The 11,981-nt window shown below is 38.4% G+C and carries 12 protein-coding genes; 8 read left to right on the forward strand and 4 right to left on the reverse strand.

The genetic code is table 11. From position 1 onward, the window contains the following. The first annotated feature begins 45 nt into the window (after positions 1-45). Genes T497_RS0107875 through T497_RS0107890 form a run of 4 tightly spaced genes read left to right on the forward strand, consistent with a single transcriptional unit; the run spans position 46 to position 4,338 of the window. Positions 46-1,248: an RNA-splicing ligase RtcB gene (locus T497_RS0107875; protein ID WP_028515151.1), complete on the forward strand. Its 1,203-nt coding sequence runs from the start codon at positions 46-48 to the stop codon at positions 1,246-1,248. After that, entirely contained in the window at positions 1,245-1,415 is a 171-nt protein-coding gene (locus T497_RS18250; RefSeq protein WP_155266865.1) for a hypothetical protein, read from the forward strand. The genes T497_RS0107875 and T497_RS18250 overlap by 4 nt, the downstream gene beginning before the upstream one ends. Before the next feature lie 14 nt (positions 1,416-1,429). Next, positions 1,430-2,494 (forward strand): AAA family ATPase, encoded by a 1,065-nt coding sequence (locus tag T497_RS0107885; protein WP_028515152.1) that lies wholly within the window; start codon positions 1,430-1,432, stop codon positions 2,492-2,494. Positions 2,495-2,496: 2 nt separating this feature from the next. Continuing rightward, positions 2,497-4,338 carry a vWA domain-containing protein gene (locus T497_RS0107890; protein ID WP_037324657.1) on the forward strand — a complete coding sequence of 614 codons (1,842 nt, stop codon included), beginning with the start codon at positions 2,497-2,499 and terminating at the stop codon, positions 4,336-4,338. A gap of 175 nt (positions 4,339-4,513) precedes the next feature. On the opposite strand, the gene T497_RS0107895 is transcribed toward T497_RS0107890, so the two are convergent. The 4 genes from T497_RS0107895 to T497_RS0107910 all read right to left on the reverse strand — a co-directional run bounded on the left by T497_RS0107895 (position 4,514) and on the right by T497_RS0107910 (position 6,520). After that, complete coding sequence (locus T497_RS0107895) at positions 4,514-4,777, reverse strand: hypothetical protein (RefSeq protein WP_028515154.1); 264 nt, start codon at positions 4,775-4,777, stop codon at positions 4,514-4,516. 107 nt (positions 4,778-4,884) lie between these two features. After that, positions 4,885-5,130: a hypothetical protein gene (locus T497_RS0107900; protein WP_028515155.1), complete on the reverse strand. Its 246-nt coding sequence runs from the start codon at positions 5,128-5,130 to the stop codon at positions 4,885-4,887. Between the two features lie 2 nt (positions 5,131-5,132). Then, positions 5,133-5,936: an ADP-ribosylglycohydrolase family protein gene (locus T497_RS16210; RefSeq protein ID WP_037324658.1), complete on the reverse strand. Its 804-nt coding sequence runs from the start codon at positions 5,934-5,936 to the stop codon at positions 5,133-5,135. Between the two features lie 74 nt (positions 5,937-6,010). Continuing rightward, on the reverse strand, positions 6,011-6,520 hold the full coding sequence (locus T497_RS0107910; RefSeq protein ID WP_028515156.1) for an LptM family lipoprotein: 510 nt from the start codon (positions 6,518-6,520) through the stop codon (positions 6,011-6,013). A gap of 806 nt (positions 6,521-7,326) precedes the next feature. Between T497_RS0107910 and T497_RS0107915 the strand changes: the two genes are divergently transcribed. Genes T497_RS0107915 through T497_RS0107930 form a run of 4 tightly spaced genes read left to right on the forward strand, consistent with a single transcriptional unit; the run spans position 7,327 to position 11,981 of the window. Next, positions 7,327-8,682, forward strand: coding sequence for a PAAR-like protein (locus T497_RS0107915; protein ID WP_028515157.1), 1,356 nt, complete (start codon positions 7,327-7,329; stop codon positions 8,680-8,682). 2 nt (positions 8,683-8,684) lie between these two features. Next, complete coding sequence (locus T497_RS0107920; RefSeq protein ID WP_037324660.1) at positions 8,685-9,239, forward strand: imm11 family protein; 555 nt, start codon at positions 8,685-8,687, stop codon at positions 9,237-9,239. An 11-nt stretch (positions 9,240-9,250) separates the two neighbouring features. Then, entirely contained in the window at positions 9,251-11,524 is a 2,274-nt protein-coding gene (locus T497_RS0107925) for a hypothetical protein (RefSeq protein ID WP_028515159.1), read from the forward strand. 19 nt (positions 11,525-11,543) lie between these two features. Further along, positions 11,544-11,981 (forward strand): hypothetical protein, encoded by a 438-nt coding sequence (locus tag T497_RS0107930; protein WP_028515160.1) that lies wholly within the window; start codon positions 11,544-11,546, stop codon positions 11,979-11,981.

Raw genomic sequence — 11,981 nt, forward strand, 5'->3', positions numbered from 1 at the left:
CGTCAAACAGGGGCGCTTTTTTGTTGCAGGCGGAAAGGAAAAACTATGATTGAATTAACAGGAAAATACAACACAGCTAAAGTTTTTACCGATGTTATCGAGAAGACTGCAATGTCTCAGATAACCGAGATCTGCAACCAGCCAATGAGCGAAGGACTCGCTATCCGTATAATGCCAGATGTTCACGCAGGTGCAGGCTGTACTATTGGTACTACTATGACTGTCAAGGACAAACTCGTTCCCAATTTCGTAGGCGTTGACATTGGCTGCGGAATGGAGACAATCCGCATCAAGGAGAAGCATATTGAGCTCCAGAAGCTCGACAAGCTTATCCGTGAAAAAATTCCTTCGGGCTTCAACATACGCAAGGAAGCACACCGTTATAGTGAGCAGATTGATCTCTCGGAGCTGTACTGCTACGAAAAGATAAAGTCTGTCCGTGCAGAGCTTAGTATCGGAACTCTTGGAGGCGGTAATCACTTTATAGAAGCAGACAAAGGAGAAGACGGTAGCATTTACATCGTGATACATTCAGGTTCGCGTCATCTCGGCGTTGAGACTGCTACATACTATCAGGAAAAAGCTTTTGCCAATCTTGCAAGGAACAGAGAAGATGTTAAGAAGCTGATAGAGATGTATAAGGAAATGGGCAAGGAAAAGAAAATTGAAGAAGCTATCAAGCGTCTCAAAAACACTGGAAGGATAGGCATTCCAAAGAATCTTTCCTACTGTGAGGGCGAACTGTTCGATCAGTATATTCACGATATGAAGATTGTTCAGCAGTTTGCAATGATAAACCGTCAGGCAATGATGGACGAGATAATCAAGGGTATGCACCTCCACGTTGAGGAGCAGTTCACTACCATTCATAATTACATCGACACTGATACCATGATTCTTCGCAAGGGCGCTGTTTCAGCTCAGGCAGGTGAAAAACTGCTCATACCGATAAATATGAGAGATGGCAGCCTTATCTGTACGGGAAAGGGTAATCCCGACTGGAACTTCTCTGCTCCCCACGGTGCGGGTCGTCTCATGTCCCGTTCTGAAGCCAAGCAGAGCTTCACAGTTTCAGAATTCAAGAAGCAGATGGATGGCATCTACACAACTTCTGTCAACGCAGGAACGCTTGATGAATGTCCGATGGCGTATAAGTCAATTGACGATATCGTTGACAATATTGGCGATACTGTTGAGATAAACGAAGTTATAAAGCCTATCTACAACTTCAAGGCGGGTGAAGAATGATGACAGATTTTATACCTTATCACAAGCTTAGCAAAAAGGAGAAAAAGAAGCTCGATTCTGCAAAACGCCGCGACTGGAACGGCATGAATCCTGTCACGCGCGTTGCAGATGAGAATAAAAAAGCTTACAGGCGCAAATCTAAGCATCCTGTAAGCTTTGATGAATAATAATTGGAGGTAAAATGAATCTATCTTTTACAGTTACACAAAATGAATTATCTGATATTCTACTTAATATCTCCCCGTCAAGACCAGTTTTTATATGGGGAGCTCCTGGAATCGGCAAATCTGCTTTAGTTCAGAAATTCGCCGATGATGTTGGTTTACCGTGTGTTTCACTTCTCGGAAGCCAGCTTGCACCCGAGGATATAATCGGAATACCTCAGATAAAAGGCGATACCTCGCAGTTTATGCCACCTAAAATGATAGCAAGGAAAGAGCCGTATGTCCTGTTCCTTGACGAGCTGAACGCCTGCACACAGGAGGTGCAGAAGGCTTTCTACAGCCTTATTCATGAGAAACGCATAGGCGAATATCATCTTCCTAAAGGAAGTGTAGTCATCGGAGCTGGCAACCGTTCTCAGGACGGTGCGATAGTAAAAACTATGTCCACTGCTCTTATAAACCGTATGTTTCATGTTCAGCTTGTGGCAGATCCACAGCAGTGGCTCAACTGGGCATACGAGAATGAGCTTCACCAATGGGTGATCGATTATATAACACAGCGCCCCGACCATCTTTTCTCAGAACCTCCTAAAACGGAAGAACCGTATTCTACACCGCGTTCATGGCATATGCTCAGTGACGCATTAAAAGAGTACGGGGCAGGGGAAAAAGAAGTTCCCGAAAGCATTCTCCGTGTGCTTGCATACGGTTCTGTTTCTGCAAGTCACGCTGGTCTGTTCTTAGCATTCGTGAAGAATCTGAGCAATAAAAACCTTCTTAGTCAGATAATCAAGGGAGATGCAAGATTTCCGTCTGATCCCAAGGACAGAGATGTTCTGTATTTTGTATCTCAGAGCTTCCGTGCCAAACTGCTCATGGAGCTTCCTGAAGAAAAGCAGAAAATGGACAAGAATACCCAGTACCTTACTCACAGGGCAAAAGCACTAATAAAAGACCTTGCCCACATTAACCTTGAACTTGCGCAGATGATAGTTTCTTCCGATGACGGAAAGGTACTTCCTGAATGGTTTATGGTCGAGATTGTCCGCGATCTGCCGAGACTTATAAAAAACGATAAATAATCATGAAAAAGAAAAAAGAGGAAAAGATAACCCCAAATGAGCAACAGCTCCTTGACGGTATTGATATTACACAGAAACACCCACTATTCGGACTCCTTCGAATAAACCCGGAGATCGTTCCTAAAAGCAGATTAGGCAAAAATGTTCCTGCCAAAGTATCATCGTCAGGACGCATATATCTTAATAAGGACTGTGATAGGACTCCGAAAGAATGGGCATATATAATAGCTCACTGCCTGCTCCACTTGTGCTTCGGACATTTTGACTCCGAACGTATGCCTGGCTACTGGCAGCAGATAACCGAAAAGCAGCAGAAATGGGTTAACAAATATGATCCTGAGCTGTGGAATATGGCTTGTGATATTTATATATCACGTTTTCTTGCTGACATAAAATTTGGCTCTACTGACATCGATACTGCTCAACTAACCAACTATGGTACTGCATCAAGCGAACTAAAGATATATGATAAGCTTGTTGAACTTAATATTAGCACAGACAGGAACGTTTTCGGAACTGCTGGTGAGTTCCCTGATATGATAGGAACAGAATCTCCGCTCGAATACCGTTACGGCAAGAATGAATATATAAGCCGCTTTGCCTATGCTCTTGCTAGTTCAGTGCGTTCGGTCATAGATAAGGCAAATGATAGTCAGGTAATGACCAGAAAGCGAAAGAGCACTATGGAGAAGGCAGCAGAGTGGTTCATCAACCATTATCCGCTATTGGGAGGTATCGCTACAGGCTTTAAGATAGTTGAAACTCTCAATAGAAATGACTTGAATGATGTTGAAATCGCTGCTGTAGATGTCATGAATGGAGAAATATATGTCAATCCTACAACTGGGCTTACACTTGAAGAGTGGAAATTTGTTCTTGCGCATGAATATCTTCATGCTGGTCTTCAGCATCATGCAAGGCGGAACGGCAGAGATCACTATTTGTGGAATGTTGCATGTGATTTTATTATCAACGGCTGGCTGAACGAAATGCAGATAGGAGCAATGCCTCAGAAAGGGCTCCTGTACGATGAAACACTGAATAATTTGTCTGCCGAAGAAATATATGACAAGCTTATCGAGAATATCCGCAAAAACTCCAAGTATGAAACATTCAGAGGCTACGGTAAAGGAGATATTATCGACAAAGGATGGTCAGAGAGCAATAACAGTGCTACCACACTGGATGATTTCTGCAAAAGCGCATTGCGTGGCGGTCTGGAATACCACACCTCGACTGGCAGAGGATATATCCCTGCTGGTCTCATTGAGGAGATAAAGGCACTTTCTATGCCGCCCGTTCCTTGGGATGTTGAACTCGCCAAGTGGTTCGACACATGGTTTCAGCCGCTTGAAAAGCACAGGACATATGCCAGACCCAGCCGGCGTCAGAGCAGCACCCCCGATATCCCACGCCCAAACTGGATAAAGCCTGAAATACCGGAATTCAGCCGGACATACGGAGTTATTATCGATACATCTGGTTCAATGACTCCGGAGCTGATAGGTAAAGCTCTTGGTGCTGCAGCAAGCTACTCTGTATCAAAAGATGTTCCATTAGTCCGTGTAGTATTTTGCGATGCGAATGCTTACGACATAGGATATATTGCTCCCGAGGACATCGCGGGACGTGTTATGGTAAAGGGACGAGGAGGTACGATACTACAGCCTGCTGTTGATCTTCTTGAACAGGCCAAGGATTTTCCGAAAGATGGACCAATCCTTATCATTACCGATGCACAAATTGAAGATAATCTTAAGATACATCATGAACACGCTTTTCTTATTCCTGAGGGCAGAAGGCTACCTTTCAGACCAAGAGGTAAAGTGTTCTATTTCACATAATGATCTCTTTGTGGGCGCGGTATTTTGCATAATGTGATTTATACTATAAATTAACAAGAAATCTCTAACACTATTTCCGAATACATACAAAAAGGCTATGACTTAAGCATAGCCTTTTTTGTACGTCATAAACAAACTCCCTTACTATTCTCGTTTATACTAAGTTTTTCTGTTGTTATGGTATAGGTGGAATCTCTACACCACCACAATCAATTTGATATTGTCCTATTTCTTTACCTGTACCATTCATAACAAATTCTGGCATTTTTGTAACTTTACCTGTCTCTTTAAGAATAACAACTGTTGTATGACCATATCCACCTTCATATCCAGTATCTTCTGAGCTACCAAACGCAAATCCTTTTTCATATTCAATACAGATGTTTATGTTTTTCTTGTACTTTTGAGCAATTTCTAAGGCTTCGTCGTAATTAATCATATAAATGCACCTCAACCATTAAAGCAATGAAAAATCATCACTGTATTATTCACTTCTATATAATTATAAATCATATATGTATCTGCATTTTTTAAAGTTATGATAGTCTATACTTTAAGATTAACATCAAATTCTTTTACTTCATCGTCAGAATAGTTTGCATAGTTCTCATAATATTCTGTAGTTCCTATTGCTTTTCCGTTCTCTTTAAGAATGCAACATATCCCTTCTCCACCTATAGAATATTCATCATCTACATTCTTAAAAAGATATGCATTAGGTGTTTCTACGCATTTATCTATTCTGCTTTTAAGCTGAAGAGCTATCTTTAATGCTTCATTATAACTGATCATAGTCAAATCTCCTTACGTATGTGTTCATAAAAATTCCTTAAAACAGCTCGCAAATCACTGCTCAAGCGATGTAAACCTTCGTCGGCTATCTCTTTAGGTATTTCATAGAATGCTTCTGCAATACTTCCAGAAATACAAGTAAGCGTGTCACAGTCACCACCGAGAGAAACTGCCGTGCGTATTACATCTTCAAAGCTCTGTCCTTCCAAAAAAGTAGTAATTGCTTCTGGTACCGTTTCCTGACAAGTCTCCACATGGTGGTATTTAGGTCTAATTTCGTCACAGGTTCTGGAAAGGTCATAATTGAACTCTTTTATTATATAATCTTTGATTTCAGTTTTGCTTTTGCCGTTTCTGGAAAGAAAAATAGCACTTGCCGTTGCTTCTGCACCTTTTATACCTTCTGGATGATTATGAGTTACTTCCGATGTAAGTGCAGCAATATGCCTTGTGGTCTCAATATCATCAAACAACCAACCGGCAGCTGCCACTCTCATAGCAGAGCCATTACCGAAACTGCCATAAGGTTTAGGATCAGGAGTTCCAAGCCATTGACTAAACATACATCCATATCCAGCGTGAGGATACTTTTTGCCCCATTTCTGCATGGAATCGACCAGTGCTGTCTTTATTTCATCATCTGACTTGCCAATAGTAGCAAGCAACGCTTCTGCTACGGCAATAGTCATAACAGAATCATCTGTAAACTCGGATTTTTCGCTAAACAATGGAAAATCCTTTGTTTTGTCACCTCTGTCAAATTCATATGGTGCGCCAATCATATCACCTAATATTGCTCCGAGCATAAGAAAAGCCTCCTTATTTTAATTGATAAAGTATACCCTCGCCAAACTGACCTGGCAAGGGTAATTATTGTATCTTATTTGACGCGGTATATTTGACGATCACTTATATTGAGTGTTATTTCTTCTGTTTTTATTGACCATTCACTATCATTTTTGTCGATAACTTTCATTTTAAAATCAAATTCATACGGACCATCCTCATCGATTTTTAGGTCCCTAAGATCAGAGTTAAAAATAAATATTTCTAAATAGGTTTTTTTCCCTGATAAAACAGATTCAGAATCAGAGCTATTAAGCATATAATCATTTGCAGTATAACTATCTGTTATTACAGTAATATCCCTTTCTGATTTATTATCAATTAGAAATTCTAAAGCAATACCCGTTCCTCTAAACTGCTTCTCATCAAACGATATTTTAATATTATCTTGATCAACAAAAATCTCATCGCCAAAAGTATTGGTTTCTTCTGATTTGTTTTGTGGTATATTTGAGGCTGTATTTGATTCATCTTTATTCTTACCACATCCACATAGAGATACTAATAAGCATATTAACGTAAATATTGAAATAATCTTTTTCATAAACTCACCTCTTAAATAAAAACAAGCACTCAAATTAAAGTTTACCATGATATGTTTACACTTATATTTTAACATATATTTACAATCAGTCAATATGCTTGCAGTAAAATTAACAAAATAATTACATTTATAATTATATTATTGTGCTGTATTACATTTGGTAAAGGTTATGGATAAACATATTATATATGAACTTTACTAAATTGGGGTAATACCATTATCATGCTCAAAAAGTTATAGATAATTTTGTTCAACGTGTAAATAAAACCAACTTCACTTGATGTTTTTACTTTAATAACACCATTCACGTAATTATTAATCATCTTCATTATCATTCAAATGTCTGAATCTATCTTAACGATATCCACTGTCGCCTAAATTATATACATATTCATTTCGTCCAAATCATATATGAAGTCAAAAAATATTGTTTAAAACGAAATAATATTGATAAAGAACAATTGTTTATAGACACTGTTTTTTTTACTTGATATAATCGAACATCAATACAGCAATATGCTATTTAGTATAGAATACAGTTTCTTCTCCGTTTTGTATATTATGCACTAATAAAATTAAACAATATTAAATAAACATGAGCAAATCGCTTGACAAATTTGATGTTTATATGATATACTTAATGTAAATACTATTGACTGATATTATTTTAATATAGTGTAGTTATTAATGGTAAGTAGTATTTGTTAGCACAAAATATAAAGCATGTTGTTATACGGGACAATAATCTGATTTACAGTTTCGGAAGCATTTAGGTGGGATAAGGGAGTGATTCTATTAGCAATTATGTGTTTTCAGGAGCAGAATGGATTTGTACATTTGGCGGCAAAGGTGTTATTAGAAATAATTCTGATGTTAAATCAAGGGTTGATGGTATGTTAACGACTTCCGATAAACCTATCGCTGATGGTGCTAGTGTCTGTTCAGCGCATGAAGGTGCTCTGTGTTCACCCGCTCCTTCAATATGGATAGGAGCAGCTTCAACTGTATTGGTATCAGGTCAGCCTGCCCTTTTATCTTCATCTACTATTCCATGTTTAGCAGGAGGAGGCATAATAAAGATACGGCATCAAAACAATCAGGTTTTTCAAGGAATTTTTGCTCCTAATATAGATAATTCATCAAATAGTTCTGCTTCATCTAGTATCGTTGCACCTACCATAATCGCAGGCATGGCTGAAGAAAACAAGATTTCAACATACTCGGAGTCTAATTCGGATAAATATGAGAGTGATCAAAGTGAAAAATCCGAACAGAACACCATCAATTCAACACAGTGCCGAACCAATTGTTGGTGTTCCGGTAAATGTCCAGAAGAATTCAAAGGGAAATGTGAATTTTGTGAATCGCCAGACAGTAAAATGTTGATTGCAAGTGATGCCGCTAAATTGAAAGCGAACCTTGAAAAGGCGTTTCCAGATATATACCCACATTTTGCTTCAGCCTTATCAGGTGTTCAATATAAGATGGAAGATGCATATAGGGTTGATACTTCAGTAGCACATCATCATTTAATCCCAGGAAATGAGTGCTATGGAAGTAAAAAGAAAGACGGAGGGATGCGTTATCCGCTTTTAATCAAATTAGGAAACTTATTTAAATACGATATCAACTGTGCTGAAAACGGTATACTCCTTCCTTCATTTACAAATGTACAGTTAAGTAGAATAATGGCACAAGAGAAGCCACGATTATTCTACTATGTTATGGACAAGGATATAGCGAATTCTGAGCAAATAGTACTATTAGATAGCTCAAAACGTGGTTTCATAGGATCGCAATTACATGTAGGACAACATAGTTATGAAGGAAGATTAAAGTTATTGCGTGCTAAGCATCCAGAATTAACATCGTATCGGTGCTATGAAGATATTGTATTAGAATATCTCGACACTTTTGAAGAGTATTATCTTGAAACGTATGAAAAAACATGTTTTATGCGTGATTATGATCAACAAAAGAAAAACTATTTTCAACGGATGAATGCCATAAGCGATGCACTTCGGCAGAAAATCTGTGCTTTCCCACATCATGGAATGAAACTCAGCTGGCTCAACAAGCGCGTCCTTGTTTCTTTTCCGGCTTTGCTATATGATGTGGATATATCCATAGAAGAATATATCGAAAGGTACATGGTTGAGTGAAAATGAAGTATTATTTTTTGATAGCCGCTGATACCCTTGGATCAGATTATATTTATCTAGACATAGATGAAATCCCCATGGGGGTTAAAAGGGCCGCAAAGCAAAGTGCTTTTCAGTTTGTAGAACGTGATTTACATGAACTCTTGCTAGACGATAGAAGTGGACAACGATTACCTGATTTTATCTGCGATTTACACAGTAACGTTCCCATTATATCGGATAAACTGAAGCGTGTATTTGATGATTTTGATATCCGTTATTTATTTTATCAACGCATTAAACTTGTCAGAAAGAAAGATGGCCTTTCTGAAAGATACTGGTTAGCTATTCCTCCGCGAATCGATTGCTTACAAATGGAGGAAAGTTGCATTGATTCGCTATGGAACAAGGCAACAAAGATTACGATAGATTCAAAAAAAACAGGAAACTATGATATTTTCAAAATATCAGGAGTATCAAATCAAGAAATTATTATAACAGAACAATTGAAAAACGCCATTGAAAAGGCTAAAGCGGATTCAGGGCTTTTCTTTGTTGATGATCCAAATCTAACTTGAGGAGGTTTATTATGCCACAATACATTAAACAAACCAGCAGAACTATCCTTTTTGAGGAATTCAGTAGAGCGGAGAGAATCGATGATAATGGTCTGTCTGTTCCTGTTGATCGAATGGATTTCTTACTGGATCGCAAAGCACAGAAGACTTTTTTGGAAGTAAAGGATAAACTAATTGTTCATAGTTTTAAAGAGTTCATGGAGAAGTTTGAACCTAAATACTATGAGTATGTTACTGTTGAAATTGATCCTCAAACAAGAGAAGAGGTACCGATATTTACTTATAGCTTGAAAAAACCGTTACGTGGCAACGCAACTGAATGCAAATTGATTGATCAACCATTTTATAAGGCTATGGTAGATATATACCGAAATAAGGGCATAGCAGGTGAATCTGATGCAACATTTGAGTTTTCTACATTGATTGATCGTGTATTTGCACCAAGTCATGCTATGGATGAAGCTCGTGATATTCGTGGACGGTTAACTTATAATTTTAGTGAATACTTACGCATGGAGCAACGCGGTGCTGCACCAGATGAGTTATCAGAAATCGCCATTGAGATAAAACGGCTTCGTCGACGTATTAGGGATGAATACATGTCCAGAAGTCAGTTCAATCTGATACCACTTATTATTCAGGATACGCGTGAACGCTTAGAGTATCGCGGCGACTCAGATCAAAATCTGGCAAATGGTGATACTGTTCAGAGACATGTAGAAATTACCTTTGACGAAAAAGGCAGACTTCAGTATCATGATAAGCCTGTAACTGGCAATTCTGATACGCTTATGATTGGGACTTCATCGGTTGAGTCGGCTACGAAACGGCTTTGCACGACAATTTCGAATGATTTTGACCGTGCAGCTGAAACAGGAAAGAATCAGCTCCGCATAGTAGATGATCCTCAAAGCACTGGATTTATGAAGAAAATGCTCCTTTCGGTATTCGGTGGACAGGCATTTGAAGATGATGATGCCAGCGTTGATGAACTGCGTACAAATCTTGCGCTTTATGAGACTATGTATAAGAAGTCGCAAGAAAGTTTTGCGCAAAATGTGGTATCACTGGTAGAAAAAATCATCAATGTTATGGCATTTTTCGATCATGCTGGTACTAATGCAGAACTGATAGTTACAAACTGCAGCATTTCTGAATTAATTAAGGAGTCTAATCGTGCTAACTTCATTCAATTCGTCGAAGCACTGGGAAATGAGAAAACAGACGAAAAAATCTGGTTTGCTATTATACCAGCTGTAGACCATAAAGACTTCGTTACAATTGAAGGCGCACCTATAATTGTTTCCCCGGATGATCCAGATGATGATTTAGATAATGAGACGGCTCCTACAGTTAGCAGTTATAGCTTAACACCATTTACTCATCTTCTTACAGCGTTAGAACTACTCGGTAAAAATAATATAATCACGTTCTTTAACTTTAAGGGCTGTTCAAGGACAAGTTCTTCTGAATTAACAAGCGAGACCGTTGTGGCGTATAAGAATGCTCTTGAAAATGTAAAATATCGCGACTATGCAGTGTTCTGTTATCCGAACTTCACTATTCTTCCTCGAAGAGAAAGCAGTGTTAAGATTGGAAAGGAATATATCAAACTGCCACCTGTGTTTGTAGATGCCTCATATATTGCTGCTTCTTTGTGTGTATCAACGCAGCATCTTGATACTCTTAGCTCTAAGGATTTCCCAGTTTCTGATGCTCTTGGTCAGCCTGTCAGATTTGACTTTGAGGGCAGTTTCGACACTAATACTGGGGATAAAAAGGTCTTACTCTCACAAGTATTTGCAACAAAAATGAATAGAGAATTAATTCTTTCATGGAATAGTGGACTGATTGACGAAATATCAAAATCAGGAGGATTTGGCTTCTGCTTCTGTGGTGATGAAAAATGGTTCACTTATAGAGGTCAGACAACAAAGCAATCAAACGCTTATGTATTCCGTGCAAGAACGCTTGCGAAAGATCGAATTATAGATAAAGACGGTAATACTACAAATGAAGAAAGATTCCGTCCAATTTTTAAGACTATGGTTGAGACGTATTTAAGAGCGATTGCTAAGAAAACAGATGCGGATCAAATCAAGCGAATCTGTGATGAATATACTGGTGGAAAGAGTAAAATGAACATTAATAATGCGGTTTATTCGCCTAATTCCAGTGGAGTTCAGTCTGAAGAAACAATTACTTTTAATGAAAACAGAATCAATATTACATATGACCGTGATAGTGATGGATTTAATCTGGAATTCAGGGAGTCATCGAACTAATAGAAAGGGGTTATAACGTATGTTTTATTACATTAAGATCACTTCTGATACAGGCAAGACTATTGAAATCGATGGTCGGGATAAAGAAAAGCTTCAGAATGCTTTAGAGTCACTTGAAATTTTTATTGATACAGTGGATGAAAATGTTAATGACCGTGCATCGAATATTGTGAACAGAATCAATTTAAAGCTCAAACTAACTGAAGCAACAAATAGTATCTGCAAAGACTTCATGGATTGGGCATTGGCATCATCAGGTGACGATGTTTACCGCCTTGTTCATATTGATGTTTACGATACAAAGCCACAGGTTATTCGATCTTTTGACATTCAGAAGGTGTTTGTCGAAGATTATAAGGAGTCATTCATTGGGAAAGAAGTTACTACAGCGGAACTGAAACTGATTCAGCAAGCTAATAATTCAAAAGACTTCTTACATGATGTAGCAAGACTGTAA

Origin of the sequence: Ruminococcus flavefaciens MA2007, assembly GCF_000621845.1 — a bacterium.
GTDB lineage: Bacteria > Bacillota > Clostridia > Oscillospirales > Ruminococcaceae > Ruminococcus > Ruminococcus flavefaciens_E.

Bases quoted from the DNA above. Each gene is read 5' to 3' on its own strand.
- T497_RS16210 (WP_037324658.1), bottom strand. From the start codon at position 5,936: ATGCTCGGAGCAATATTAGGTGATATGATTGGCGCACCATATGAATTT.
- T497_RS0107920 (WP_037324660.1), top strand. From the start codon at position 8,685: ATGAAGTATTATTTTTTGATAGCCGCTGATACCCTTGGATCAGATTAT.
- T497_RS0107925 (WP_028515159.1), top strand. From the start codon at position 9,251: ATGCCACAATACATTAAACAAACCAGCAGAACTATCCTTTTTGAGGAA.
- T497_RS0107895 (WP_028515154.1), bottom strand. From the start codon at position 4,777: ATGATTAATTACGACGAAGCCTTAGAAATTGCTCAAAAGTACAAGAAA.
- T497_RS0107900 (WP_028515155.1), bottom strand. From the start codon at position 5,130: ATGATCAGTTATAATGAAGCATTAAAGATAGCTCTTCAGCTTAAAAGC.
- T497_RS0107875 (WP_028515151.1), top strand. From the start codon at position 46: ATGATTGAATTAACAGGAAAATACAACACAGCTAAAGTTTTTACCGAT.
- T497_RS0107890 (WP_037324657.1), top strand. From the start codon at position 2,497: ATGAAAAAGAAAAAAGAGGAAAAGATAACCCCAAATGAGCAACAGCTC.
- T497_RS0107885 (WP_028515152.1), top strand. From the start codon at position 1,430: ATGAATCTATCTTTTACAGTTACACAAAATGAATTATCTGATATTCTA.
- T497_RS0107930 (WP_028515160.1), top strand. From the start codon at position 11,544: ATGTTTTATTACATTAAGATCACTTCTGATACAGGCAAGACTATTGAA.
- T497_RS0107910 (WP_028515156.1), bottom strand. From the start codon at position 6,520: ATGAAAAAGATTATTTCAATATTTACGTTAATATGCTTATTAGTATCT.
- T497_RS18250 (WP_155266865.1), top strand. From the start codon at position 1,245: ATGATGACAGATTTTATACCTTATCACAAGCTTAGCAAAAAGGAGAAA.